The organism is Amycolatopsis oliviviridis (assembly GCF_014654365.1).
Taxonomy (GTDB): Bacteria; Actinomycetota; Actinomycetes; order Mycobacteriales; family Pseudonocardiaceae; genus Amycolatopsis; species Amycolatopsis oliviviridis.
Genome location: NZ_BNAY01000006.1, coordinates 147,677 through 172,759 on the forward strand (window position 1 = coordinate 147,677; position 25,083 = coordinate 172,759).

A 25,083-nucleotide genomic window follows, 5' to 3' on the forward strand; every position below is an offset into this window, starting at 1 on the left:
TCTCCACCCAGGGGATGACCTCCACCGGATGGACGCGGCCGCCCCGTCCGTCCGGCTAGGTTTTCCGTATGAAACAACCGTCGGGGCTCTCCCGCCGCGTCGCGAACACGATCGACGCGCTCCTCGCGTTGGTTCTCGTCGTCGCCGTCGGCGGGAACCTGTCGGCGGGAACCTGGACGTTCCTCGTCGCCCTCCCGCTGTGGCTCGCGTGGGCGACGGTCGCCGCCAGCGGTCTCGCGATCGCGCTCCGCCGTCACCGGCCCCTGGTCGCCTACGGCCTGGGCCTGGGCAGCCTGGTCCCAGGCCTGCTCGCCGGGAACGGGCTGGGCCCGGCCGCGCTGCTGGCCACGGGATGCGCCCTGTACACGGTGGCGCTGGAACACCATCGGATCCGTTCGCTGATCGCGATGGGCCTCGGCCTGGTCGTCGTCATGATCTTCGAACTCCTGCGGCTCGGGCCGAACACGATCGCGTCGACGGCCTTCGCGGGCGGCGGGGTGGTGGGCTCGTGGGCGCTGGGCTGGATGACGCGGCAGCGGCGCGCGAACCTGGCCCAACTCGCTGAGACCCAGGCCGATCAGGCCGTTTCCGATGAACGCCTGCGGATCGCCCGCGAGATGCACGACGTCGTCGCGCACAGCATGAGCCTGATCGCGGTCAAGGCGGCCGTCGGCAACCACGTCGCCCAGGAGCAACCCGAAGAGGCGCGGGAAGCGTTGCGGGTCATCGAACTCACCAGCCGCGAAACCCTCGTCGAACTCCGGCGGATGCTCGGCGTCCTGCGCTCCGGCGACGGCACTCCCGAGGCCGCGCTCGGCCCCGCGCCGAAACTCTCCGACCTGCGGACGCTCGCCGAACGCGCCGGACAGGCCGGGGTGCGCGTCGAGCTGACCGGCGAGCTGATCGACGACCTGCCCGAGGGCGTCGCGCTTTCCGTCTACCGCATCACGCAGGAGGCAGTGACCAACGTCGTGAAGCACGCGGGGCCGTCGGCCTGCCGGATCACGATCACCGAGGAACCGGGCGAGGTCAGCGTCGAGATCGTCGACGACGGCCGCGGCGAAGGCTCGCCCGCGACCGCCGGGGGCCACGGTTTGATCGGCATGCGCGAACGCGTCGCGGTCTACGGTGGTGACTTCGAAGCGGGACCACTGCCCGCCGGGGGATTCCGGGTGTACGCGCGGCTGCCGTACGCCGCCAAGGAAGTGGGGACACGATGATCCGCGTACTGATCGCCGACGACCAGGCGCTGCTGCGCGGCAGCTTCCGCGTGCTCGTGGACAGCGCCCCGGACCTCGAAGTCGTCGGGGAGGCGGGCGACGGTGCCGAAGCGGTGGAACTGGCCGAGAAGGAACGCCCCGACGTCGTGCTGATGGACGTCCGCATGCCGGAGATGGACGGGATCGAGGCGACCCGGCGGATCTGCGCGTCGAACGCCACCGAAGGCGTCCACGTGCTGATGCTGACGACCTTCGACCTCGACTCCTACGTCTATTCGGCGCTGCGCGCGGGGGCGAGCGGATTCCTGCTGAAGGACACCCCGCCCGCCGAGCTGCTGACCGCGATCCGGGTCGTCGCGGCCGGCGAAGGACTGCTCGCGCCGTCGATCACGCGCCGGCTCATCGCCGAGTTCGCCCGGCTGCCCGAACCCGGCCAGCGCGTCGCGGCGTCACTCGACAACATCACCACGCGCGAGAGGGAGGTCCTGGGCCTGATCGCGCGGGGCCTGTCGAACGACGAGATCGCCGGGACGCTGCACCTCGGGCTGGCGACGGTGAAGACGCACATCAGCCATCTCCTGCACAAGCTCGCGGCCCGGGACCGGGCTCAGCTGGTGATCGCGGCCTACGAGTCCGGCCTGGTGCGGGCGTCGGTCTAGAGAGTGAGAGGGAGAGGCGTCGGTAAAGGTGGTCGTGAGTGGTAAGTGTCGTTCTAACGACACTTACCACTCACGACCACCTTTACCGAGCTGGGCCCGCCGCCCCTCCCTTCTCCCCGCCGCCGCCTCCCTCTCCCCCTACGCCCTTCCCTCCGCCGAAGGACGTTGCCTACGCCACACGCGAAGTGACCGTCGAGTAGCTAGGCTGCGGTTTCATGAGCAGTGCGACGGAGCCGCTCGGGACGCCGCCCGAGAACGAACCGGACATCCACACCACGGCCGGCAAGCTGGCCGACCTGTACCGCCGGTACGACGAGGCGGTGCACGCGGGTTCCGCGAGGGCGGTGGAGAAACAGCACGCCAAGGGCAAGAAGACCGCCCGCGAGCGGATCGACCTGCTGCTGGACGAGGGCTCGTTCGTCGAACTGGACGAGCTGGCGAAGCACCGCTCGGTCAATTTCGGCCAGGAGAAGAACCGGCCCTACGGCGACGGCGTCGTCACCGGCTACGGGACCGTCGACGGCCGCCCGGTGTGCGTGTTCAGCCAGGACGTCACCGTCTTCGGCGGCTCGCTCGGTGAGGTGTACGGCGAAAAGATCGTCAAGGTGATGGACCTGGCGATCAAGACCGGCCGCCCGATCGTCGGCATCAACGAGGGCGGCGGCGCGCGGATCCAGGAAGGCGTCGTCTCGCTCGGGCTGTACGGCGAGATCTTCAACCGCAACGTCAAGGCGTCCGGCGTCATCCCGCAGATCTCGCTGATCATGGGCGCCAACGCGGGCGGGCACGTCTACTCCCCGGCGCTGACCGACTTCGTGGTGATGGTCGACAAGACCTCGCACATGTTCATCACCGGCCCCGACGTCGTGAAGACCGTGACCGGCGAAGAGGTCTCCTTCGAGGAACTCGGCGGCGGGCGCACGCACAACACCCGTTCGGGCAACGCGCATTACCTCGGTTCCGACGACGAGGACGCCATCGCCTACGTCAAGGAACTGCTCTCGTTCCTCCCGGCGAACAACCTGTCCGAGGCTCCGCTGTTCGAGACCGACGCGGCGCCGGGCGGGTTCTTCGACGACGTCACCGAGTCCGACCGCGAGCTCGACACGCTGATCCCGGACTCGCCGAACCAGCCGTACGACATGCACGAGGTCATCAACCGCGTCGTCGACGACGGTGACTTCCTCGAAGTGCACGAGCTGTTCGCGCCCAACATCCTCGTCGGCTTCGGCCGGGTGGACGGGCGCAGCGTCGGCATCGTGGCCAACCAGCCGACCCAGTTCGCCGGCTGCCTCGACATCGACGCGTCCGAGAAGGCCGCGCGGTTCGTGCGCACCTGCGACGCGTTCAACATCCCCGTGCTGACCTTCGTCGACGTCCCGGGCTTCCTGCCCGGCACCGATCAGGAGTGGAACGGCATCATCCGGCGCGGCGCGAAGCTGATCTACGCCTACGCCGAAGCGACCGTCCCGCTCGTCACCGTCATCACCCGCAAGGCGTACGGCGGCGCGTACGACGTCATGGGCTCGAAGCACCTCGGCGCGGACATCAACCTGGCCTGGCCGACCGCGCAGGTCGCGGTCATGGGCGCGCAGGGCGCGGCGAACATCGTGCACCGCAAGACCCTCGCCGCGGCCGCCGCCGACGGCAAGGACGTCGACGCGCTGCGCGCCGAGCTGATCCAGGAGTACGAGGACACGCTCCTGAACCCGTACGCGGCGGCCGAGCGCGGTTACGTCGACTCGGTGATCGTGCCCGCGCACACCCGCGGCCACATCGCGAAGGCGCTCTCGCTGCTCCAGGGCAAACGGGAGACGCTGCCGCCCAAGAAGCACGGGAACATCCCGCTGTGAGCGCGCCGGAAACGCCGCTGCTGCGGGTCGTCAAGGGCGATCCGAGCGACGCCGAACTCGCCGCGCTGACCGCCGTCGTCGCGGCGGCGGCGAGCGCGCGGGCACCGGAACCGGCGCCGAAGCGGGAGTCGTGGTGGGCGGACAAGGCCTCGCTCGTGCGGGCCCCGCTCGCCCCCGGCGAAGGCGCCTGGCGGGCCTCGGCACTTCCTCGCTGAATCGGCCTATTCCACGACCGCGCGGATCGGGCTTTCGCGGGCTATCGTTGCGGAACTGGCTGTCCGGCTCGTCCGGTTCGCCAGGTCTTCGGTATCCGCGATCGCCCCAGAAAGCCGTGCGTGACGAACCAAGACCAGCTCTCCGCCGAATTGCGCCGTCTGCGCAAGGCCGCCGGGTTGTCCGGAACCGAGGCGGCGAGGCTCACGAGCCTCAGTCAGTCGAAGGTCTCGCGGGTCGAAACCGGCGCGTTCATGCCGACCGAGGAACAGGTCGTCGCGCTGTGCCGGGCCTATCGGGCGCCCGCGAAGATCCGGCGGGAACTGGTCGCGATCACGCGGGACCTCCGTGAGGAGGCGTCGTCGGCCCGGGTCGTCTTCCAGCGCGGTGCCTGGCGGATGCAGCAGCGCATCGGCAAGATCGAGACGGCGTCCGCCCGCATCCGGAGTTTCCAGCCGACCATCGTGTTCGGCCTGCTCCAGACCCGCGCCTACATCACCGCGCTGTTCGGCGACTCCCTGCCGGACACCGAACGCGACCAGACGGTCGACGCCCGGCTGGAGCGCCAGCGGATCCTCGACTCCGACCGTGAGTTCCACTTCGTGGTGACCGAAGGCGCGTTGCGCTGGAACATGGGCGGGGCGGCGACCATGCAGGCCCAGCTCGACCACCTCATCGAGCTGTCGTGCCGCGGCCGGGTGCGCCTCGGCGTGATCCCGTGGACCACGGCGGTGTCGGTCCCCGTCCTCCACGGTTTCGACATCTACGACTCGCGCGCGGTGCTTCTCGGGACGCAGACGGCCACGGCACTCGTCACGGACGAACGCGAAGTCGCCGACTACGAAAAGAACTTCGCCGAAGTCGAGCGCTACGCCACGTACGGCGACGTCGCCTGCTCTCATCTGGCGCGGATCGCGGCCGACTACCGAAAGCTCGCGGTCGAACCACTTCGGTGACCAAAGACCCTTTGCGCTATGCACCCTGAGAGTGCATCGTGAGTAAAGCGGCTGTCGGTGAAGGTCCCTTTTCGTGCGCCGAACGCGATCGGCCGAGCCGTTCACCGACCATTCGGAACAGATCACCCGATATCGCCAACCTTGCTGCGCCGCAACCCGTCTACTTGCCGAAACAGTCACTGGGGAAAGGCCCTCCTATGACCACCACCTGGCACGAGAACCTGACCGGCTGGCACAAGTCGAGCTACACGCACTGGGAAGAGAACGCCTGCGTCGAGATCGGCGGCGCGCCCGGTGTCGTCGGCATCCGCGACACCAAACAGTGGGCGCTGCCGGACGAGACCCGGCCGATCCTGGTCCTCCCGGCCGCGTCCTTCACCGCGCTCCTCGATCACCTCGGTCGATGAACGACGTCGCCGAGCCGTACATGGTCCACCATCCGCAGGAGATGGCGGGCCAGCTGATCAACGGCAACTGGATCGTCGCACGGTGGGAACACCTCGGCGAGAACGAAGACCTGGACCACTGGATCGCCGTCCTGCGCGAGTACTGCGAAGCGCTCGACGTCGATCCGTACGTCATCAACATCCCGCGCAAGAGCCTGACGATCGTCTTCAACGGCGCGCTGCCGGCGCCGACGTTCGAACAGCTCGAGAATTCGGTAGCGGCCATCGAGTACCACCGCTTCCTCGAGCGCGAAATCGGGCCGAGACCGCTGAATTAGGCGTCTCCGCCGTCCTGGGGGCATACCTCGGCTTCAGGTCTTCGGTCACCGTGACGACCACACCTTCCCGCCGGTAGGCAGACCCCCGCTTCCTGCCTTGTCGGGGACGCCGGTCTCCCGGCGCCGCCGCATCGCCTCGGTCGTTTCGATCCCTCTCGCTCGCTCGTACCTTGCACCCATCTGCGCACACTGTACGCAGATGCGATCAGCGTGCGCGCAGGCAGGAATCACTTGAAGACGACCTGGGTTCTGACTTATATTCCACGTGGAATAATCGACAAGGAATCTCCCAGGAGGAACACCCATGGCCGCGAAGCTCACCCCGCTCGCCATGGCGGTGCTGGAACTCCTTCACGAGCGGGCCATGCATCCCTACGAGATGGCACAGCTGATGAAGGAGCGGTACGTCAGCACCCGGGTCAAGGTGAAGGCCGGGTCGCTCTACCACACGGTGGATCGCTTGGTGCAGAACGGTTTTGTCGAAGCCGTCGAGACCCAGCGGGACGGGAAGCGCCCTGAGCGCACCGTGTACGCGATGACGGAGGCCGGTCGCGACGAGTTCGTCGACCGCGCGCAGGACATGCTGGGCACCCCGGCCGAGGAGTACCCCGAGTACCTCAGCGCGCTCGCCGTCATCGACGAACTGGGCCCGGAGATGTCGATCGCCCAGCTCAAGCATCGCGTGCTGCGGCTGCAGGCCTCCGTCGCCTCCGACCAGGTCGTACTCGAAAACCTGGTCAACGAACACAAACTCCCCGAGGTCTATTGGCTCGACTGGTCCTACGCCACCGCGCGGCGGGCCTTCGAGCTCGAGTGGACCCGAAAACTGCTCGACGACCTGGAATCCGGCCGTATCCGGTTCCAGGGCCACTGCAAGCCACACCTGAACCTGGTCACCGAGGAAGACAGCGATGAACGCAAGACAAGCTAATCCCTGGGCCGCGCTTTCCGCGCTGTGCCTGGGTTTCTTCATGATCCTGCTGGACACCACGATCGTCTCGACCGCGATTCCCGCGATGCTGCGCGAACTCGGCGCCGGGTTGAACGCCATCGTCTGGGTGATCAGCGTCTACCTGCTCACCTACGCGGTACCGATGCTGTTCGCCAGCCGCCTCGGTGACCGCTTCGGCCCGAAGCGCGTCTACCTGGCCGGGCTCGTGGTGTTCACGCTGGCCTCGCTGTGGTGCGGCCTGTCCGGCTCGGTCGAGATGCTCATCGCCGCCCGCGCGGTGCAGGGCCTCGGCGCCGCTTTGATGACGCCGCAGACCCTGGCGTTCATCAGCCACCTGTTCCCGCCGTCGAAGCGCGGACCCGCGATGGGCCTCTGGAGCGGGGTCGCCGGGATCGCGGCCATCGTCGGGCCGCTGCTCGGCGGCGTCCTCGTCGACCACCTCGGCTGGGAATGGATCTTCTTCGTCAACCTGCCGGTCGGCGTGGTCGCGCTCGCGCTGGCGCTGCTCAAGGTGCCGGACTGGCAGCCGAAGCACTCGCATTCCTTCGACGTGCCGGGAATCCTGCTGTCCGGCGCGGGGCTGTTCTGCGTCGTCTACGGCGTCCAGAACGGCCAGCATTACGACTGGGGCCGGGTGTTCGGGCCGATCACCGTCTTCGAGATCATCGGCTTCGGCGTCGCCCTGCTGATCGCTTTCGTGGCGTGGCAACGGTTCAACCACAAGGAACCGCTGCTGCCGCTGGGTGTGTTCGGAAACCGCAACTTCTCCGCCGGGACGCTGACCTCGGTCACCGTCGGCTTCGCGATGACCGGCATGTTCTTGCCGCTGGTGATCTACATCCAGGCCGTGCTGGGCGAGTCGCCGACGATGTCCGGTCTGCTGTTCGCGCCGATGTCGTTGCTGGCGGGCATGATCGGCCCGTTCGTCGGCCGCGCCTCGGACAAGGTCAACGGCAAGATCCTGCTGATCATCGGCCTGACCGCACTGGCCGCGGGGATGGTGCTGGTGACGCTGATCGCCCGGGCGGGCGCGAACGCGTGGACGCTCACCCCGGCGCTGCTGGTGGCGGGCGCCGGTATCGGGTTCATCTTCGCGCCGATGGGCAACCTGGCGATGAGTTCGGTCGAACCGCGGCTCGTCGGGACCGCGTCGGGCATCTTCAACACCGCCCGCCAGGTCGGCGGGGTGCTCGGCAGCGCCGCCGTCGGCGTGCTGCTGCAGGCGCGGATCAGCGCTTCGATCGCCGACGAGGCGGCGACCGCCGCGAACGCGTTGCCGGAGCAGTACCGGGCGCCGTTCACGGAAGGCATCGCGAAGGCCGCGGAATCGACCGGGGAGTTCGGCTCGTCCGGGCCCGCGACGTTGCCCGGCCTGCCTTCCGATGTCGCCGAACAGGCTCAGCGGCTCGCGCTCAACGTCGTCCACAATGGACTGACCGACGCGGCGCGGGTGACGCTGCTGCTCCCGGCGGCGGTACTGCTGCTGGGCGTGCTGGCCGCGCTCACCATGCGGCGTCCGGCTTCTCGCGCTCCGCACACCCCTGTCCCCGAACCCGTCGCCAGCGCCGCCTGACCCTCTGCCGCGAGTGTCATGAAAGGGCCTTTCCTGACGTTTTTCGTCCTGAACGGCCCTTTCCTGACATCGGGCGGGCCCACCACCGGCGCAATGAACGGTCCTTTCCTTGCGAAATTGGCAAGGAAAGGACCGTTCATCTCATCCGCGGGAGGGCGGAGGTCTAGCGCCGGTACCGCAGCCCGTAGCCGTACGGGTACAGCGCCTTCTTGCCGTCACCGACGTTCACCGGTTCCTGCGCCGCACTGGCCGGCCAGCTGAACGTCAGCTTCCCGGTCGGGTTGTAGTCGCCATAGAGGACATCGGCGACACCGGCCCCTTCGCTACCGGGGAGCCACGCGGCGACGAGGCCGTCGAACTGAGGCAGTTGCGCGGCGATGTCGAGCGGGCGGCCGGACACGGTCACCACGACGACCGGGACGCCGGAGCCCTTCAGTTTGGCGATCGTGGCGAGGTCTTCCGCGTCGAGCCCGAAGCCGTTCGGACGATCTCCCTGCCCTTCGGCGTACGGCGTTTCGCCCACCACGGCGACCGCGACCCGGTAGCTCTTGTCGATTCCGTTACCCGCACGGTCATAGGTCACCGTGGTTCCCTTCCCGGCGCCCGATTTCAGGCCGTCGAGGATGGTCGTGCCCGGGATGACCGGACCGCTCTGGCCCTGCCAGGTGAGCGTCCAGCCGCCCGCCTGGTTGCCGATGTCGTTCGCGTTCTTGCCCGCGACGAAGATCTTGTTGTCCTTCTTCGCCAAGGGCAGCACACCGTCGTTCTTCAGCAGCACCTGGGATTCGCGGACGGCCTGCCGGGCCAGTTCGCGATGTTCCTTGCCGCCGAACGTCTTCTGGAGGGAACGGTCGGTGTACGGGTGCTCGAACAGGCCGAGCTCGAACTTCTGCGCCAGGATGCGGCGGTTCGCGTCGTCGATCCGGTCGCGCGAGACCCGGCCCGCCTGGACCTCGGCCTTGAGGTAGGAAATGAACTGCGGCGCGTCCCACGGGACCATGAACATGTCGATGCCCGCGTTGACCGAAAGCCGCACCTCCTCGGGGGTGAAGCCTTCCTTGCCGTCGATCTGGTTGATCGCGTTGTAGTCCGAGATCACCAGCCCCCGGAACCGCAGTTCCTTCTTGAGGACGTCGGTGATCAGGTACTTCTGGGCGTGCATGCGCACCCCTTGGAAGCTGGAGAACGAGATCATCACCGAGCCGACGCCGCGGTCGATCGCCTCGCGGAACGGCGGCAGGTGGATCTGGCGCAGTTCGCGTTCGCTGATCTCGGTATCGCCCTGGTCGACGCCCTTCGTCGTGCCGCCGTCGCCGATGTAGTGCTTCGCCGTCGCGAGTACCGAACCCGGCTTCTCCCCCAGCCTGCGTCCTTGCAGGCCGGTGATGGCCGACGCGTTGGCGATGGCGTCACGCGGGGATTCGCCGAAGGACTCGTAAGTCCGGCCCCAACGGTCGTCGCGGGCGACGCAAACGCACGGCGAAAAGTCCCACTGCGGACCGGTTCCGGCGACTTCCAGCGCCGTCGCGCGGCCGATCTTCTCGACCAGGCGCGGGTTACCGGCGGCGCCGAGACCGATGTTGTGCGGGAAGATTGTCGCGCCGTAGACGTTGTTGTGGCCGTGCACGGCGTCGACGCCGTAAAGCGTGGGAATGCCGAGCGGCGTCGAAACCGCGGCCTTCTGGTACGAGTCGACCATGTCGGCCCAGCCGGTCGGCGTGTTGCTGGCGGGTACCGAACCGCCGCCGGACAGCAGGGACCCCAGTTTGAGCGCGGCGGCCCCCTCGGGGGTGACCGCGCCGCGTTCGGCCTGCGTCATCTGGCCGATCTTGTCGTCGAGACTCATCCGCTTGAGCAGGTCGTTCACCCGCGCGGACGTCGAAGCGTGAGGGTTCTTGTACAGCGGCGCCGGGCTGGCCGACGCCATCGGCGCAAGGGCAGAACCGGCCACGAGCAGGCCTGCGAGCACTGTGGTTTGCGTCGTGCGAAGTGATCTTCTGACGCGGAGGCGGGACGACATTGGTTCCTCCGTAGCTCGAACGATCCATATGTTGCGCGCCACAACAAACTAGCTCCACGTCCGGGTGTTCCAGGTCACAATCGGGCAACGGAGGACCGTCGAGTACCTTCCGGAGGTGCGTTTCGTCCTCGCTTCCCAGTCCCCCGCCCGCCTCGGTGTCCTGCGTTCCGCCGGCTTCGATCCGAGCGTCGTCGTCTCCGGCGTCGACGAGGACGCGGTGGCCGCGTCCCTGACCGATCCGGCCCCGGTGGAGCTGGTCCGCGCACTCGCCGTCGCGAAGGCCGAAGCCGTCTACGAGACGCTCGCCGGAACGCACGCCGACATGGTCATCGTGGGCTGCGACTCGATGCTGTCGATCAACGGCGAGATGGTCGGGAAGCCGCTCACGCCCGAGGCCGCGCGCGAGCGCTGGGCGTCGATGGCGGGCAAGACCGGTGAACTTCTCACCGGCCACTCGATCATCCGCGTCGAGAACGGCGCGAGGACGAAGGAAGCCTCCGGGACCGAAGGCACCACTGTTCGCTTCGGCACACCTTCACAGGAAGAGATCGAGGCGTACATCGCGTCCGGCGAACCGCTTCAGGTCGCCGGTGGCTTCACCTTGGACGGTCGCGGCGGCTGGTTCATCGAGGGAATCGACGGCGATTTCTCGAGCGTCATCGGGATCAGCCTCCCGCTGACCCGGCGGTTGCTGACCGAGGTCGGCGTGAGTGTCATCGATCTCTGGACCCGTCCCGCATCTTGAGACAGCTCCCACACGATCGGGTGATCCGGAAGAGTCCTGGTTCGCCGAACGTTCTTCACGTTCGGCCAATCAGGAAACTTTCACGCACCGGAGTCGCCCCGTGTCTTTCATTCGGACCTACACCAGGCCAAGGGTCTTCGCGGCGGCTGTCCTCGGCTCGCTCGTCGTGGGCGCCCTGCTCGGCGTCCTCGCCAGGTCGACCGAGGCGAGCTGGCTGACCGACCTGCTCGACCAGATCGGCACGATCTTCACGACGTTGCTGCAGATCGCGGTGATCCCGCTGGTCTTCACGGCGATCGTGGTCGGCATCAACAGCCTGCGCAACCTCGGCGGCGGCAAGAAGGCCGCCCGGCTGGGTGGCAAGACCGTGCTGTGGTTCGCGATCACCTCGTTCATCGCGTCGCTGATCGGCATCGCCGTCGCGAAGCTGTTCAACCCGGGCAGCGGCGGTCTCGGCGAAGGTGTCGCGGCGACCGCGAAGAACGCCGACAAGGCCACCAAGAGCGTCGACAACTGGGGCTCCTGGAGCGCCTTCGTCGAAGGCTTCCTGCCGAAGAACTTCTTCACCGCCTTCACCGAGGGCTCGACGCTGCAGGTGCTGTTCCTCGCCGTGCTGATCGGCGCGGCCGCCTACAGCCTCGGCGACAAGGCCAAGCCGTTCGTCGACTTCACCACCAGCGTCTTCGAGATCATCCAGCGCTACCTCGGCTGGATCGTCCGGCTCGCCCCGATCGGCATCATCGGCCTGATCGGCGCCGCGGTCTCGAACTACGGTGACGCCCTGTTCCGGCCGCTGCTCACCACCACTCTCGCGGTGTACGTCGGCTGCTTCGTGGTGCTCCTGGTGGTCTACCCGATCCTGCTCCAGTTCGTGGCGAAGGTCAGCCCGCTGAAGTTCTTCTCGAAGGCGGGTACGGCGATCCAGTTCGCGTTCGCTTCGCAGTCCTCGGCCGCGACGCTGCCCCTGACCCGGCAGTCCGCTGTGAACCTGGGCGTCCAGCCCGCGTACGCCGCCTTCGCGACTCCGCTGGGCAGCGCCACGAAGATGGACGGCTGCGCCGCGGTGTTCCCGGCGATCGGCGCGATCTTCATCGCGAACCTGTCCGGTGTCTCGCTGAACTTCTGGCAGTACCTCGGGATCGTCGTGGTCGCCGTGCTCGGCGCGCTGGCCACCGCGGGCACCACCGGCTGGCTGACCGCGCTGACCCTGACCACCGCGTTCATCGGGCTCGACGCGCAGCAGGTGGCGCTCGGGATCGCGCTGATCTACTCGGTGAACCCGATCATGGACATGATCCGGACCGCGACCAACGTCGCGGGCCAGATCGTCGTGCCGGTCGTCGTCGCCCGCGGCGAAGGCCTGCTGGACGACGACGTGCTCAACTCGCCGACGGACCCTTCGCCCACTGACAACGGCGAAGCGGCCACTGCTCCTTCGGCTTCTGCTTCGGATTCGGAGAAGGAGCCCGCCGCTGCCGGCGCTCAGTAAGTCCTTGTGAGTACATGAAGGCCCCCTTCCTTGCGCCTGTCGCAAGGAAGGGGCCTTCATGTACTTGGGCTGGGCTGGGCTCAGGGGCACGGGCGCAGCTCCGCCTTCGTCAGTCTCACGTCCGGCCACCCCTTCAGTTCCGAAGGCGCGGTGTACCGCCGCGTGCAGCCCACCGAGCCGCGGCCGACGTCGTAGACCTCCGCGAGCACCGGCGCCGCCGCGCACCGGGCCGACCCGGACTGCGCGCCGGGGCATTCGTGCCGCACGACGATGACGTCCGCGACGCCGTCGGCCGTCACGTCGCTCAGCGCGACCGTGCCGGCGTCGGAGAAGTACGGCTTCCCGGTGTCCCGCCAGATCCCGCCGCGCGAGACGAACAGTTCGCCCGCCGAGCCGCCTCCCGTTTCACCGCGCACCAGGCAGACCGGCGTCGCGCCGTCGACACAGCGCAAAGAATCGCCCTTGAGGGTGACCCCCATGTCATTGATCATCAGCGGGATCACCGTGTCGGCGCCGATCTTGACCACGCCCTGCTTCCCGGTTTCGTCGGCCAGCAGCACGACGGGCACCCCGCCGACGGTCATCGCGCCGATCTCCCGGCAGGCCGAGTGACCGCAGTTGACTCCGGGCGTGGCGGGGCCGGGTTCGGGCACCGGGTAGGCGCCAGGCGCTCCACCGGGTGTCGGGGCCTTCGGGCGGAGCAGGATCACGGCCACGATGACGCCCGCCGTCACCACCACCGCCAGCAGCGCGGTGAACAGCACGGATCGCGATGCCCGCGCTTCCTGAGTCCGCATATCCGAGAGCGTAAGTGATCTAGCACAGAGTGCACGTCTATGTTGTTCCTGTGACGAACCCCGGACTGCCCAACGCCCTGTTCCTCCCCACGGCGAAAAAGCCGAAGGACTTCACGAGTGCCGAGATCGAACTCCGCGCGACCAAGGACGGCCGGATGGCGCTGGTCGCCTTCAGTTCGGTGCAGCGCCTGGTCGAATGCTGCGGCCCGCACCAGCCGTGGGCCCTGGTCAAGGCGGAGCACCTCGGCCGGATCTACCAGACCCAGCCGTACGACCTGATCGTGCTGGATTCCGACCTTCCGGAAGAACTGCGACACCGCGAAGCCCTCGTGTAAGGCCTGATAGGAGAACCGCGGCACCGCGAGACGCTGATATAAACAGATGTCACCGGGTGGCCTTGCTCTCACTAATCGGGGCGGGAACTTCCGTAAACTGCTGCGGAGCCGCATCGGGGCGGCCCGACGTGCGAACGCAGGAGGTACGGCGTGACCGAGCAGGCCGGCACAGGTGGTCCGGTGACCAAGATCCTGATCGCGAACCGCGGGGAGATCGCGGTACGGGTGATCAGGGCGGCGAAGGACGCCGGGCTGACCAGCGTGGCCGTCTATGCCGATCCGGACCGTGACGCACCCCACGTCCGTCTCGCGGACGAGGCCTTCGCGCTCGGCGGCACCACCGCCGCCGAGAGCTACCTCGTCTTCGACAAGCTGCTCGACGCCGCGAAGCGCTCGGGCGCGGACTCGGTCCACCCCGGTTACGGGTTCCTGTCCGAGAACGCGGACTTCGCGCAGGCGGTGATCGACGCCGGGCTGACCTGGATCGGGCCGAGCCCGCAGGCGATCCGCGACCTCGGCGACAAGGTCACCGCGCGCCACATCGCGTTGCGCGCCGGGGCCCCGCTCGTGCCCGGTACGAAGGACCCCGCCAAGAACGCCGACGAGATCGTCGCCTTCGCCGACGAGCACGGCCTGCCGGTGGCGATCAAGGCGGCGTTCGGCGGCGGCGGCCGCGGCCTGAAGGTCGCCCGCACCCGCGAGGAGATCCCGGAGCTCTTCGAATCCGCGACGCGTGAGGCGATCTCCGCCTTCGGCCGCGGCGAATGCTTCGTCGAGCGCTACCTGGACAAGCCGCGTCACGTCGAGGCCCAGGTCCTCGCCGACCAGCACGGCAACGCGATCGTCGTCGGCACCCGCGACTGCTCGCTGCAGCGCCGCCACCAGAAGCTGGTCGAGGAGGCGCCCGCGCCGTACCTGACCGACGAGCAGCGCAAGCGCATCCACGAGTCCGCGAAGGCGATCTGCAAGGAAGCCGGTTACTACGGCGCCGGCACCGTCGAGTACCTCGTCGCCGTCGACGGCACGATCTCGTTCCTCGAAGTCAACACGCGACTGCAGGTCGAGCACCCGGTTTCCGAGGAGACCACGGGCCTCGACCTCGTGCGCGAGATGTTCCGCATCGCGCGCGGCGAGAAACTGCGCATCACCGAGGACCCGGAACCCCGGGGCCACTCGATCGAATTCCGCATCAACGGCGAGGACGCCGGCCGCGGCTTCCTGCCCGCGCCCGGCACCGTGACGAAGTTCGTCGCGCCGAGCGGCCCGGGAGTCCGGGTCGATTCGGGGGTCGAGTCCGGCAGCGTCATCGGCGGCCAGTTCGACTCGATGCTCGCGAAGCTGATCGTCACCGGTTCGGACCGGCAGAACGCGCTCGAGCGCAGCCGCCGGGCGCTGGCCGAGATGGTCGCCGACGGCATGGCGACGGTCCTGCCGTTCCACCGCGTGATCGTGGACGACCCGGCGTTCATCGGCGACGAGAACGGGTTCAGTGTGCACACCCGCTGGATCGAGACCGAGTTCGAGAACACCATCGAGCCGTTCGTCGCTCCCGAAGCCGCCGAGGCCGAGGAAGAGGCGCCCCGCCAGAACGTCGTCGTCGAGGTCGGCGGGCGTCGGCTCGAAGTGTCGCTGCCCGGCGGGTTCTCGCTCGACGCCGGTGGCGGCGGCGGGACCGCGGTCAAGGCCAAGCCGCGCAAGCGCGCGGGCGGCACCAAGGCGGCGGTGAGCGGCGATGCGGTCACCGCGCCGATGCAGGGCACCATCGTCAAGGTCGCCGTCGAAGAGGGCCAGCAGGTCGAGGCGGGCGAGCTGGTCGTCGTGCTCGAAGCGATGAAGATGGAGAACCCGGTCACCGCGCACAAAGCGGGTACCGTGACCGGCCTTTCGGTCGAGGTCGGCGCCGCTGTGACGCAGGGAACGCAGCTGTTCGAGCTGAAAGACTGACGAATGTCGTGGTTGCCGGGGCCTCGCTCGGCCTATCCTCGAAAGGGTGAGCGAGGTTCCGTCTCCGCAGCTGCGGATCAGTGATCAGGATCGCGAGTCCGCGCTGACCGCGCTCGGCGAGCACATGAGCGTGGGCAGGATCGACATCGACGAGTTCGGTGAGCGGTCCGCCCGGATCACCGCGGCCAAGACCCGCGGTGAGCTGTCCGAGGTCTTCCTCGACCTGCCCGAACCGCATCCGGGATACGACGCGCCCAAGACCGTCGTGAGCGAACCGGCGAAACCGGCGTCGCCGTGGGCGGGCATCTCGTCGACGCAGCGGGTCATGGGCGCGCTGCTGCCGCTCCTGTTCATCGTCACCATCGTGTTCATCATCGGCACCGGCGCCAGCTGGTGGTTGATCGCCATCCCGATCGGGATCAGCGTCGCCGGTGAAGGTCTCTGGGGCAAAGGCTGGGAGAACGCCCACAAGAAGCTCGGGAAGCAGCGTCGACGGGAACTGGACGGCTGATCCGCCCGTAGACTCGGAACGTGAGTGCCGAGAGACCGGACATGCGGCTGAGCGACGCCGAACGCCAAGACGCGCTCGAAGCGCTGGAAGAGCATGTCCGCACCGGCAGACTCGACCTCGACGAGTTCGGTTCGCGCTCGGCCAAGATCAGCGCCGCGAGGATGGCGAGCGAACTGGAACCGCTGTTCACGGACCTGCCCTCGCCCCGTCCCAGCGCCCTGCTCCCCCTGCCGCCGATGCCCGGCGTCGCCCAAGCGTCGGCGAAGAACGACGTCCAGCCGTCGAAGTGGCTGACGGCCAGCGCCGTGCCGATCGCCGCGGCGGTCGCGATCGCCTTGTTCTTCTTCACCCGCGGCACGTTCCTGGTCTTCCTGCTCCCGCTGGCGGTCGCGCTGATCATGAGCCGCCGCCGCTGAAGGCTCCGGTTACCCTCGAAGGGTGGAACCGGTGGAGATCAACGCGGGCGAGTACTACCTGCGGCAGCTGCGGGCGGACAAGGCGCTCGACGACCGTCCGGCGCTGGTCGCGGCCTTCGCCGACCCGACGCACCGCAAGTACGTCCTGAACTATCGCCTGCGGGACCTCGACGAGGCGACCGAGTACGTCGCGTTGCGCGCGGCGCAGTGGGCCGGCGACGAACGCTGCTCCTGGGCGGTGGCCGAGCCGACGACCGGGGATCTGCTGGGCGAGGTCGGCCTGCGGGATCTCGATCTCGACGTCGGCTACGCGGAGGCGTCGGTCTGGGTGCGCGCGGCCTCGCGGGGCAAGGGCGTCGCGAGCACCGCGCTCAACGCGGCCCTGCGCTTCGGTTTCGGCGGGCTCGGCCTGCGCGAGGTCAGCTACCGCTACGAAGAGACGAACCAGGTCTCGGCCTCGGTCGCCCGCAAATGCGGGTTCACCCTGATCGGGCCCGAACTGGAACCTGCCCCGACCGGGGAACGCCTCATCCGCTGGCGCCGTACCGCCTGACCTGCGTTTAGCGGGCTAATCGCGACGCGTTTAGTCCTCTGAATGCGGTAGTACGCGTCACGAACCACCGCATCCAGAGGACGAAACGCGGTGGTCGGCGACACCGACTACCGCATTCAGAGGACGAAATGCGTGGGGTCAGAAGGGGTAGGTCGGGGGTGGGTTCCGGACGGTGACCCAGCGGGTCTCGGTGAACGCCTCGATGTTCGCCGCCGCGCCGCCGAAGCGGCTTCCGGTGCCCGAAGCGGCGACGCCACCGAAGGGGCTGTTCGCCTCGTCGGAGACGGTCTGGTCGTTGATGTGCACGATCCCGGTCGGGACGCGGTCGGCCAGCTCCAGGCCTTTGAGGACGTCGCGGGTGACGATCCCCAGCGAGAGCCCGTATTCGCTCGCCGTCGCGAGGCGGACGGCCTCCTCCGCGTCGGAGAACCGCACGACCGGCGCGACCGGGCCGAAGATCTCCTCGGCGACAGCGGGCGCCGTCGGCGGCACGTCAGCGAGCACCGTCGCGGAGTAGAACAGCCGGTCGTATTCGGCGCCGGCGGCGACCCGCGCCCCCGCCGAGACGCTGGCGGTGACGAGTTCGTGGATCTTGTCCCGCTGCCCGGCGTCGATGATCGGCCCGAGCGCGACCTCGTCCCGCGCCGGGTCGCCGACCCGCAACGCGGCCGCCTTCGCCGCCAGCCGCTCGACGAAATCGTCGTAGAGCCGCTCGTGCACCAGGTGCCGTCCGGTGGTCATGCAGATCTGGCCCTGGTGGAAGAACGAACCGAACGCGGCGACACCGGCGGCCTCGTCGACGTCCGCGTCGTCGAGCACGATGAGCGCGGAGTTCCCGCCCAGCTCCAGATGTGCCCGCTTCAGATGCTTTCCGGCGAGTTCGCCGACCTTGCGTCCGGCGCCGGTCGAGCCGGTGAACGAGATGACCCGGACCGCCGGATGCGTCACCAGCGTCTCGCCGACGTCGGCGCCGCCCGGCAGCATCTGCAGTACACCCGGCGGCAGGCCCGCTTCCTCGAAGATTCGCGCGAGCACGACGCCACCGGTGACGGCGGTGCGCGGGTCCGGCTTCAGGATGACCGCGTTGCCCAGCGCGAGCGCCGGGGCCACCGAACGGATGCCGAGGATGATCGGCATGTTGAACGGCGAGATCACCGCGACCACACCGGCCGGGACGCGGCGCGCCATCGAAAGACGCGGTTCCTCACTCGGCAGGAGTTCGCCGTACGGACGGCCGGGCAGCGCCGCCGCCTCGTAGCACTCCTGTTCCGCGACATGCAGCGAAAAGCCCGCCACGCCCGGCACGGCGCCGACCTCGCGGACGTTCCACCAGCGGATCTCGTCGGCGTACTCGGACCACAGCCTGGCCGCCTTGCGCAGGACGGCGGCGCGCTGGACGTGCGGTGTCGCCGCCCAGGCCCGCTGCGCCTCGGCCGCGGTTTCCGCCGCTTTCGCGGCGTCTTCGGCCGAGGCGATCCCGATGCTTCCCAAGGCCGCGCCCGTCGCGGGTTCGGTGACCTCGCGGGTGCCGCCGGTACCGGGAACCCACGAGCCTCCGGCGAAGATCCGGTCCGTCCACGTCGACGAGTCGAGAAAAACCACTGCGCCACCTTCCAGGTCGGGGAGGGCCGACGCTATGCCAGATTCACTCGATCAGGCAACGATCTCTGCGCGCGTGGCACACCACGCGGCAGGAACGATCAACTCACCGGTTCGATGATCCCCGTCCGGGCTTCCGGCGCGGCCGAACGCAGCGCGTCGGCGGCCTCGTCGCTCGGCTGCGACTGGGACTCCCGTTCCGCGTCGACCCGCGCCGTGTACACCTCGACTTCGCGCTTCTCCTGATCCTTCGACCAGCCGAGCACTTCGCCGACCAGCGTCGCGACCTGAGCCGCGCAGTCGACGCCGCGGTGCGCGTACTCGATCGAGATCCGCGTCCGGCGGGCCAAGACGTCTTCCAGGTGCAGCGCGCCCTCGTGGCTGGCCGCGTACACGACCTCGACGCCGAGGTAGTCCGGAGCGTGCTCCAGCGGCTTCAGCAGTTCCGGCCGTCCCTCGCCGAGCGCGAGGACCTCGTGCACCATCGAGCCGTACCGGTCGAGCAGGTGACGGACGCGGTATGGGTGCAGCCCGTGCTCGGAAGCCAGGTGGTCGGCCTGGTTCACCAGCGCGTGATAGCCGTCCGCGCCGAGCAGCGGCACCTTGTCCGTGATGGACGACTGCGGCCTGCCGGGGAGATCGACGGCCGCGGCGTCGACGGCGTCGGCCGCCATCACCCGGTAGGTCGTGTACTTGCCGCCCGCGATCGCGACCAGTCCCGGCGCGACCCGCGCGACCGCGTGCTCACGCGAAAGCTTCGACGTCTCTTCGCTTTCCCCGGCGAGCAAAGGCCGGAGTCCCGCGTAGACCCCTTCGATGTCGTCGTGCGTCAGCGGTGTCGCGAGCACGGTGTTGACGTGTTCGAGGAGGTAGTCGATGTCGTGCTTCGTCGCGGCGGGATGCGCGAGGTCGAGGTTCCAGTCGGTGTCGGTGGTCCCGACGATCCAGTGATTGCGCCACGGGATGACGAACAGCACGGACTTCTCGGTGCGCAGGATCATGCCCGATTCCGAGACGATCCGGTCGCGCGGGACGACGATGTGCACGCCCTTGCTCGCGCGGACGCGGAACCGGCCGCGGCCACCGGAAAGCCGCTGCAGCTCGTCGGTCCACACGCCGGTGCAGTTGACCACCGCGGACGCGTGGATCTCGGTCTCGCGGCCGTCCTCGACGTCACGCACGCGAACGCCGGAAATGCGGTCCGCCTCGCGGAGGAAACCGACCACCTGGGTGGAGGTGCGCACCACGGCGCCGTAGTGCGCGGCGGTGCGGGCGACGGTCATCGTGTGCCGCGCGTCGTCGGATTGCGCGTCGTAGTAACGGATCCCGCCGATCAACGCGGACCGCTTCAGCGCCGGGACCATCCGCAGCGCCCCCGCGCGGCTCAGATGTTTCTGGCCGGGGACCGACCGCGCGCCGCCCATCGTGTCGTACATCAGCAGGCCGGCCGCGGTGTACGGACGCTCCCAGATCCGGTGGGTCAGCGGGTACAGGAAGCTCACCGGCTTCACCAGATGCGGCGCGATCGTCGTCAGCATCAGCTCGCGTTCCCGCAGAGCTTCCCGCACCAGGCCGAATTCCAGCTGTTCGAGGTACCGGAGCCCGCCGTGGAAGAGCTTGCTGGACCGGCTCGACGTCCCCGAAGCGAGGTCGCGCGCTTCGACCAGGGCGACCCGAAGACCACGCGTGGCGGCGTCGAGCGCGGTGCCCGCCCCGACCACTCCGCCACCGATGACGACGAGGTCGAACTTGTCCTCACCCAGCCGCTGCCACGACTCTTCCCGCTTGAGCGGTCCCAGCCTGGCGGGGCTGTTTTCGGCTTCGCGCTGAGAGCTTGCCACGTGACATTCCTCCTTGATGCCGCTGTGGCTCCAGCATCGCACGATCGGCCGCGACGGGTCCGTTATGCGGGTGACACGTGTGGCGTAACCCTCGTCGATCTTGAAAGAATTCGTCCGCTCAACGCCTGGAAGGAACAAATACGCGACGGTAACGTGCGTCGGACGTGGGTCGGCAAGGGCGCCGTAGCACACCGTGTACGACCCTGCGCGGAATGTCCAAAGTGGAGGTCGTACGGTGAGTGTGGGAGCCATATTCGTCTGGGAGCTGCTGGGAACGGCGGTCCTGATCCTGTTGGGTAACGGCGTGGTCGCCAACCACGTGTTGCGGAAGAACAACGGCCACAACGGTGGCGTCGTGATGATCACCCTCGGCTGGGCGTTCGCGGTCTTCACCGGTGCCAGCATCGCCGCGCCGAGCGGCGCGCACCTCAACCCGGCGGTCACGCTGGGCCTCGCCATCGCCGACAAGACGAAGTGGGCGGACGTCCCGATCTACTTCGCGGGGCAGATGATCGGCGCGATCCTCGGTGCCGTGCTCTGCTGGGCCACCTACAAACTGCAGTTCGACGACCACCCCAACCGCGACGAGACGCTAGGCATCTTCTCGACCGCGCCGCAGATCCCGAACAAGACCTGGAACCTGGTCACCGAGATCATCGGCACCTTCGTGCTGGTGGCGTGGATCCTGCTCAGCCCGGTCTACGCCAACGCCTCGGGTGAGGGCGGCACGCCGACCTTCGGCAACTCCGCGCTCGGTTACGCGGGTGTAGCGTTCGTCGTGCTGGTCATCGGCCAGTCCCTCGGTGGCCCGACCGGTTACGCCATCAACCCGGCTCGAGACCTCGGCCCCCGCATCGCGTACGCGTTCCTGCTGCCCATCAAGAACAAGGCCAACCCGAACTGGGGCTACTCCTGGGTTCCCGTCGTCGGCCCGCTCGTCGGCGGCGGCCTGGCCGCCCTCCTGTTCCTCGCCGTCCACAACCTGACCTGAGACTGGAGTTTCGATGACTTCGTACGTAGCCGCGATCGACCAGGGCACCACGTCGACCCGCTGCATGATCTTCGACCACTCCGGCCGCGTGGTCGCCGTCGACCAGCGGGAGCACGAGCAGATCTTCCCGAAGGCGGGCTGGGTCGAGCACGACGCCGAGGAGATCTGGGAGAACACGCGGGCCGTCGCGGCGGGTGCGCTCGCCAAGGGCGACCTGGTCGCCGGCGACATCGTCGCGGTCGGCATCACCAACCAGCGCGAGACCACGCTGGTCTGGGACCGCACCACCGGCAAGCCGGTGTACAACGCGATCGTCTGGCAGGACACCCGCACCGACAAGATCGTCAGCGACCTCGGCGCCCTCGGCGGCGGGCAGGAGCGCTACCGGGCGAAGGTGGGCCTGCCGCTGGCGACCTACTTCTCCGGACCGAAGATCAAGTGGATCCTCGACAACGTTGACGGCGCCCGCGCGCGGGCCGAAGCGGGCGACCTGATCTTCGGCAACATGGACACCTGGGTGCTGTGGAACATGACCGGCGGGGTCGACGGCGGCGTGCACGTCACCGACCCGACCAACGCGTCGCGGACCATGCTGATGGACCTCGACACGCTGACCTGGGACGCCGGGATCGCCGAAGAGATGACGATCCCGCTGTCGATGCTGCCGGAGATCCGCTCGTCCTCGGAGACCTACGGCAAGGTCCGCGAGAAGGGCGCGCTGGCCGGGGTCCCGATCTCGGGCATCCTGGGCGACCAGCAGGCGGCGACCTTCGGACAGGCCTGCCTCTCGCCGGGTGAAGCGAAGAACACCTACGGCACCGGCAACTTCATGCTGCTCAACACCGGCACCGAGAAGGTCATGTCGGACAACGGGCTGCTCACCACGGTCTGCTACAAGATCGGCTCGAACGACACGGTGTACGCGCTCGAAGGTTCGATCGCGGTCACCGGTTCGCTCGTGCAGTGGCTGCGGGACAACCTCGGCCTGATCGGCTCCGCGGCCGAGGTCGAGCAGCACGCTCGCACCGTCGAGGACAACGGTGGCGCGTACTTCGTGCCGGCCTTCTCGGGTCTCTTCGCGCCGTACTGGCGTTCCGACGCCCGCGGCGCGATCGTCGGCCTCACCCGGTTCGTCAACAAGGGGCACATCTCGCGGGCGGTGCTGGAGGCGACGGCCTTCCAGTCGCGCGAGGTGATCGACGCGATGAACGCCGACTCCGGTGTCCCGCTGAAGTCGCTGAAGGTCGACGGCGGCATGGTCGTCAACGAGCTGCTCATGCAGTTCCAGGCCGACATCCTCGGCGTGCCCGTGATCCGCCCGGTGGTCAACGAGACCACCGCGCTGGGCGCGGCCTACGCGGCCGGTCTCGCGGTGGGCTTCTGGAAGAGCGAGGACGACATCCGCAACAACTGGGCGCAGGACAAGCAGTGGGACCCGTCGATGGACGAGGCCCGCCGCGAGTCCGAGTACCGCAACTGGAAGAAGGCCGTCACGAAGACCTTCGACTGGGTCGAGGGCGAAGACTGACCCTCGCCCGCTGAGCACGCGGTCCGTGAAGGCCTCCTTCCCTACCTTGAGATTAGGGAAGGCGGCCTTCACAGACTTACGCATCTAGAGGACTAAATGCGCCGTGGTGGCTAGCCGAAAGCGCCGCCTCCGGTCTGCGGAGCGCCCTTCGGCGTCACCTTCACCTGCGGCGTCTTGCCCGGTGACGGCGTCCCGCACGGTTTCGTCAACGCCGCCGGAACGACGTCGCCCGCGCTCGACGACGGCGCACCGCTGCCGGGCGGTTTGCTCTGGGAAGAAGGCGGCTTGCTGCTCGACGACGGCGGTTCGCTGCTCGACGGCGGTTTACTCGAGGACGGCGGCGTACTCGAAGGCGGGGTCGTCGGCGGCAGGCAGGCGATCTCGAACTCGACGGTCGCCGTCCCGCTCGCGGCAGGCAGGTTCGGCCCGCCGTCGCAGTGGAAGCTCGCCTTGTACTTCCCGATCTTCCCCGCGGCCTTCCCGTGCCCGAGGTACGGCGCCTGGTTTCCCGACCCCGGCCTGCCTTCGAGCGTGACCGGACCGGTCAGGCCCGCCGACGTCACCGCGGTGCGCGTGCCGTAGCAACTGGCGGTGAATTCCAGTGCCTGCCCGGGAGCGACCTTCGCCGGGCTGACCCACAGTTTCGGCGGCGGCGCGGTGGCCGACGCTTGCGGGGCGAGGAACACTCCCGCCGTCATCGCGAGCAGCCCCGCGCCCGCGACGATTCCTTTCATTCCCATGATCTTTCTCCCTCAGTGCGAGCCCTCGCATCAGGAACACACCCGGGAAAGGGAATCGGTTGCCTTCGGAAGCGAAAAGCTCATGAGTGGTAATGCCGGTTCTAACCGGCATTACCACTCACGAGAAAGCGCCCCCACCTGTCTGCGGCGCACCTACCGGAATCTTCGAAACCTGCCGCCCCGAACCCGGCTTGATCGCGGCTCCCGGCGGCGCGGGTTTACTCGGCGACGCCGTCGGTTTCGGCGGTTTGACCGACGAGGTCGGCACCGCCGTCACTTCGATGTTGATCGTCACCGCCTTCGTCTTGCAGACCGCCGTGACCGCGTAGAAGCCAGGGCGCGCCTTGTCGTTGACGTGCGCGACGGCGCCTTGGATCACCGGATTCTCCGAGGTGACCTCGAACTTCCCGACGCTGTCCAGCACCATCGACTTCACCTCGCCGAGTTCGGCGACCGCGCAGCCGACGGAGACCAGGACGTCCTCGCCCGCCTTCGACTTCGCCGGCGAAACCGCGATGAACGGGTACGGCACCGGCGGCGGGGTGGCCGACGTGGTCGGCGAGGTCGAGACGTCCTGCGCGTACGCGACCGCTGGGACGGCCAGCACCACACCGCACGCCATCACCAAGGCGGACCGGTATTTGATCATGGATCTCACCTCGCGATCAGCCGAGCGAAAACGATGATGTTGTCGAGATAGTTGTGCGACGCCTTGTCGAAGACCCCGCCGCAGGTGATGAGCCGCAGCTCCGGCGCGGTGGTGTCGCCGTAGACGGCGTCGGTCGGGAACTTGTCCTTCGCCACGCGCTCGACCTTCGTGACCGCGAACTCGGCCGTCGTGCCGTCCTTGCGGGCGATCGAGACCTTGTCGCCGGGCGCCAGTTCCTTCAGCCGGAAGAAGATGCCCTTCTGCTTGTTCCCGTCCACGTGCCCGAGGATCACCGAAGGCCCGACCTCCCCCGGGGTCGGCCCGTTCTCGTACCAGCCCGCCTGCATCGGCTGGGTCACCGGCGGCACCTCGACGGTGTTGTCCGCGTTGAGCCCGAGCGGGACCAGGCTGGACTTCGCCTCGATCTTCGGCACGTCGATCGAGAGCGGATCGGCCTTCGGCATCCCCTCGACGGCCGCCCCGCCGTCCGCGGGCGCGCTCGGCTCACCCGGCTCGGCAGACGGCGTCTCCGCCTGACTCGCGGCCGCCGGCGGCGCCGCCTGGCCGGTCTCCCCCGGACCGGACAGGACGAACCCCAGTGTCGCCAGTACGGCCAGCAGGACGACCGCGAGCGCCAGCAGCGCCTGCCGCCCTCGCCACCATGTCGACTTCATGTTCACCCCTGTAGTGAAACGGCGTGATGGCGACCGAGCCGGTCCCGGCCCCCAGACCGGAACCGGCTCGTCGTTCACCCCCACGCCTGCCTGACGCCACG

Annotated in this window: 25 protein-coding genes; 18 read left to right on the top strand and 7 right to left on the bottom strand. The window is 68.4% G+C overall.

Going from position 1 to position 25,083, the window contains the following annotated elements:
- Nucleotides 1–68 precede the first annotated feature (68 nt).
- The 9 genes from IE302_RS25900 to IE302_RS25940 all read left to right on the top strand — a co-directional run bounded on the left by IE302_RS25900 (nucleotide 69) and on the right by IE302_RS25940 (nucleotide 8,150).
- Entirely contained in the window at nucleotides 69–1,220 is a 1,152-nt protein-coding gene (locus IE302_RS25900; RefSeq protein WP_191257079.1) for a sensor histidine kinase, read from the top strand.
- Nucleotides 1,217–1,879: a response regulator gene (locus tag IE302_RS25905; RefSeq protein WP_191257080.1), complete on the top strand. Its 663-nt coding sequence runs from the start codon at nucleotides 1,217–1,219 to the stop codon at nucleotides 1,877–1,879. The genes IE302_RS25900 and IE302_RS25905 overlap by 4 nt, the downstream gene beginning before the upstream one ends.
- Before the next feature lie 215 nt (nucleotides 1,880–2,094).
- On the top strand, nucleotides 2,095–3,732 hold the full coding sequence (locus tag IE302_RS25910) for an acyl-CoA carboxylase subunit beta (protein WP_191257081.1): 1,638 nt from the start codon (nucleotides 2,095–2,097) through the stop codon (nucleotides 3,730–3,732).
- Nucleotides 3,729–3,947: an acyl-CoA carboxylase subunit epsilon gene (locus tag IE302_RS25915; protein ID WP_191257082.1), complete on the top strand. Its 219-nt coding sequence runs from the start codon at nucleotides 3,729–3,731 to the stop codon at nucleotides 3,945–3,947. The genes IE302_RS25910 and IE302_RS25915 overlap by 4 nt, the downstream gene beginning before the upstream one ends.
- A gap of 120 nt (nucleotides 3,948–4,067) precedes the next feature.
- Nucleotides 4,068–4,901, top strand: a complete 834-nt coding sequence (locus IE302_RS25920; RefSeq protein ID WP_191257083.1) for a helix-turn-helix domain-containing protein — start codon at nucleotides 4,068–4,070, stop codon at nucleotides 4,899–4,901.
- Between the two features lie 197 nt (nucleotides 4,902–5,098).
- A complete protein-coding gene (locus IE302_RS25925; RefSeq protein WP_191257084.1) occupies nucleotides 5,099–5,308 on the top strand; it encodes a DUF397 domain-containing protein in 210 nt (69 codons plus the stop codon).
- On the top strand, nucleotides 5,305–5,625 hold the full coding sequence (locus tag IE302_RS25930) for a hypothetical protein (RefSeq protein ID WP_191257085.1): 321 nt from the start codon (nucleotides 5,305–5,307) through the stop codon (nucleotides 5,623–5,625). The genes IE302_RS25925 and IE302_RS25930 overlap by 4 nt, the downstream gene beginning before the upstream one ends.
- A gap of 304 nt (nucleotides 5,626–5,929) precedes the next feature.
- Entirely contained in the window at nucleotides 5,930–6,556 is a 627-nt protein-coding gene (locus tag IE302_RS25935) for a PadR family transcriptional regulator (protein WP_191257086.1), read from the top strand.
- Nucleotides 6,537–8,150 (top strand): DHA2 family efflux MFS transporter permease subunit, encoded by a 1,614-nt coding sequence (locus IE302_RS25940; RefSeq protein ID WP_191257087.1) that lies wholly within the window; start codon nucleotides 6,537–6,539, stop codon nucleotides 8,148–8,150. The genes IE302_RS25935 and IE302_RS25940 overlap by 20 nt, the downstream gene beginning before the upstream one ends.
- Before the next feature lie 163 nt (nucleotides 8,151–8,313).
- On the opposite strand, the gene IE302_RS25945 is transcribed toward IE302_RS25940, so the two are convergent.
- Complete coding sequence (locus tag IE302_RS25945; protein WP_191257088.1) at nucleotides 8,314–10,119, bottom strand: glycoside hydrolase family 3 protein; 1,806 nt, start codon at nucleotides 10,117–10,119, stop codon at nucleotides 8,314–8,316.
- Between the two features lie 166 nt (nucleotides 10,120–10,285).
- On the opposite strand from IE302_RS25945, the gene IE302_RS25950 reads away from it, so the two are divergent.
- Both IE302_RS25950 and IE302_RS25955 read left to right on the top strand, forming a co-directional pair.
- The gene (locus IE302_RS25950; protein WP_191257089.1) at nucleotides 10,286–10,915 is read left to right on the top strand and encodes a Maf family protein; all 630 of its coding nucleotides are present in this window, start codon (nucleotides 10,286–10,288) and stop codon (nucleotides 10,913–10,915) included.
- 100 nt (nucleotides 10,916–11,015) lie between these two features.
- Complete coding sequence (locus IE302_RS25955) at nucleotides 11,016–12,404, top strand: dicarboxylate/amino acid:cation symporter (protein WP_191257090.1); 1,389 nt, start codon at nucleotides 11,016–11,018, stop codon at nucleotides 12,402–12,404.
- Nucleotides 12,405–12,484: 80 nt separating this feature from the next.
- On the opposite strand, the gene IE302_RS25960 is transcribed toward IE302_RS25955, so the two are convergent.
- Nucleotides 12,485–13,168: a hypothetical protein gene (locus IE302_RS25960; protein ID WP_191257388.1), complete on the bottom strand. Its 684-nt coding sequence runs from the start codon at nucleotides 13,166–13,168 to the stop codon at nucleotides 12,485–12,487.
- A gap of 83 nt (nucleotides 13,169–13,251) precedes the next feature.
- On the opposite strand from IE302_RS25960, the gene IE302_RS25965 reads away from it, so the two are divergent.
- From IE302_RS25965 to IE302_RS25985, 5 genes are all read left to right on the top strand, one after another.
- Nucleotides 13,252–13,536, top strand: coding sequence for an SAV_915 family protein (locus tag IE302_RS25965; RefSeq protein ID WP_191257091.1), 285 nt, complete (start codon nucleotides 13,252–13,254; stop codon nucleotides 13,534–13,536).
- 150 nt (nucleotides 13,537–13,686) lie between these two features.
- Nucleotides 13,687–15,480 (top strand): acetyl/propionyl/methylcrotonyl-CoA carboxylase subunit alpha, encoded by a 1,794-nt coding sequence (locus IE302_RS25970; RefSeq protein ID WP_191257092.1) that lies wholly within the window; start codon nucleotides 13,687–13,689, stop codon nucleotides 15,478–15,480.
- 46 nt (nucleotides 15,481–15,526) lie between these two features.
- Nucleotides 15,527–15,991, top strand: coding sequence for a DUF1707 SHOCT-like domain-containing protein (locus tag IE302_RS25975; RefSeq protein ID WP_191257093.1), 465 nt, complete (start codon nucleotides 15,527–15,529; stop codon nucleotides 15,989–15,991).
- Between the two features lie 41 nt (nucleotides 15,992–16,032).
- Nucleotides 16,033–16,407 carry a DUF1707 SHOCT-like domain-containing protein gene (locus tag IE302_RS25980; protein ID WP_191257389.1) on the top strand — a complete coding sequence of 125 codons (375 nt, stop codon included), beginning with the start codon at nucleotides 16,033–16,035 and terminating at the stop codon, nucleotides 16,405–16,407.
- 22 nt (nucleotides 16,408–16,429) lie between these two features.
- The gene (locus tag IE302_RS25985; RefSeq protein ID WP_191257094.1) at nucleotides 16,430–16,960 is read left to right on the top strand and encodes a GNAT family N-acetyltransferase; all 531 of its coding nucleotides are present in this window, start codon (nucleotides 16,430–16,432) and stop codon (nucleotides 16,958–16,960) included.
- A 138-nt stretch (nucleotides 16,961–17,098) separates the two neighbouring features.
- Here the strand turns inward: IE302_RS25985 and IE302_RS25990 are convergent, their stop codons facing one another.
- Nucleotides 17,099–18,562 (bottom strand): benzaldehyde dehydrogenase, encoded by a 1,464-nt coding sequence (locus IE302_RS25990; protein WP_191257095.1) that lies wholly within the window; start codon nucleotides 18,560–18,562, stop codon nucleotides 17,099–17,101.
- A 98-nt stretch (nucleotides 18,563–18,660) separates the two neighbouring features.
- Nucleotides 18,661–20,400, bottom strand: coding sequence for a glycerol-3-phosphate dehydrogenase/oxidase (locus IE302_RS25995; protein ID WP_191257096.1), 1,740 nt, complete (start codon nucleotides 20,398–20,400; stop codon nucleotides 18,661–18,663).
- Between the two features lie 235 nt (nucleotides 20,401–20,635).
- Between IE302_RS25995 and IE302_RS26000 the strand changes: the two genes are divergently transcribed.
- Complete coding sequence (locus IE302_RS26000) at nucleotides 20,636–21,391, top strand: MIP/aquaporin family protein (protein ID WP_191257097.1); 756 nt, start codon at nucleotides 20,636–20,638, stop codon at nucleotides 21,389–21,391.
- Between the two features lie 13 nt (nucleotides 21,392–21,404).
- Nucleotides 21,405–22,919 (top strand): glycerol kinase GlpK, encoded by a 1,515-nt coding sequence (glpK, locus tag IE302_RS26005; RefSeq protein ID WP_191257098.1) that lies wholly within the window; start codon nucleotides 21,405–21,407, stop codon nucleotides 22,917–22,919.
- 110 nt (nucleotides 22,920–23,029) lie between these two features.
- Here the strand turns inward: glpK and IE302_RS26010 are convergent, their stop codons facing one another.
- From IE302_RS26010 to IE302_RS26020, 3 genes are all read right to left on the bottom strand, one after another.
- Nucleotides 23,030–23,659, bottom strand: a complete 630-nt coding sequence (locus IE302_RS26010) for a hypothetical protein (RefSeq protein ID WP_191257099.1) — start codon at nucleotides 23,657–23,659, stop codon at nucleotides 23,030–23,032.
- Nucleotides 23,660–23,777: 118 nt separating this feature from the next.
- Nucleotides 23,778–24,308: a hypothetical protein gene (locus tag IE302_RS26015; protein ID WP_191257100.1), complete on the bottom strand. Its 531-nt coding sequence runs from the start codon at nucleotides 24,306–24,308 to the stop codon at nucleotides 23,778–23,780.
- Between the two features lie 5 nt (nucleotides 24,309–24,313).
- Nucleotides 24,314–24,982 carry a class F sortase gene (locus tag IE302_RS26020; RefSeq protein ID WP_191257101.1) on the bottom strand — a complete coding sequence of 223 codons (669 nt, stop codon included), beginning with the start codon at nucleotides 24,980–24,982 and terminating at the stop codon, nucleotides 24,314–24,316.
- Between the last annotated feature and the right edge of the window lie 101 nt (nucleotides 24,983–25,083).

Bases quoted from the DNA above. Each gene is read 5' to 3' on its own strand.
- IE302_RS25980 (WP_191257389.1), top strand. From the start codon at position 16,033: ATGCGGCTGAGCGACGCCGAACGCCAAGACGCGCTCGAAGCGCTGGAA.
- IE302_RS26020 (WP_191257101.1), bottom strand. From the start codon at position 24,982: ATGAAGTCGACATGGTGGCGAGGGCGGCAGGCGCTGCTGGCGCTCGCG.
- IE302_RS25910 (WP_191257081.1), top strand. From the start codon at position 2,095: ATGAGCAGTGCGACGGAGCCGCTCGGGACGCCGCCCGAGAACGAACCG.
- IE302_RS26010 (WP_191257099.1), bottom strand. From the start codon at position 23,659: ATGGGAATGAAAGGAATCGTCGCGGGCGCGGGGCTGCTCGCGATGACG.
- IE302_RS25925 (WP_191257084.1), top strand. From the start codon at position 5,099: ATGACCACCACCTGGCACGAGAACCTGACCGGCTGGCACAAGTCGAGC.
- IE302_RS25930 (WP_191257085.1), top strand. From the start codon at position 5,305: ATGAACGACGTCGCCGAGCCGTACATGGTCCACCATCCGCAGGAGATG.
- glpK (WP_191257098.1), top strand. From the start codon at position 21,405: ATGACTTCGTACGTAGCCGCGATCGACCAGGGCACCACGTCGACCCGC.
- IE302_RS25905 (WP_191257080.1), top strand. From the start codon at position 1,217: ATGATCCGCGTACTGATCGCCGACGACCAGGCGCTGCTGCGCGGCAGC.
- IE302_RS26015 (WP_191257100.1), bottom strand. From the start codon at position 24,308: ATGATCAAATACCGGTCCGCCTTGGTGATGGCGTGCGGTGTGGTGCTG.
- IE302_RS25900 (WP_191257079.1), top strand. From the start codon at position 69: ATGAAACAACCGTCGGGGCTCTCCCGCCGCGTCGCGAACACGATCGAC.
- IE302_RS25935 (WP_191257086.1), top strand. From the start codon at position 5,930: ATGGCCGCGAAGCTCACCCCGCTCGCCATGGCGGTGCTGGAACTCCTT.
- IE302_RS25940 (WP_191257087.1), top strand. From the start codon at position 6,537: ATGAACGCAAGACAAGCTAATCCCTGGGCCGCGCTTTCCGCGCTGTGC.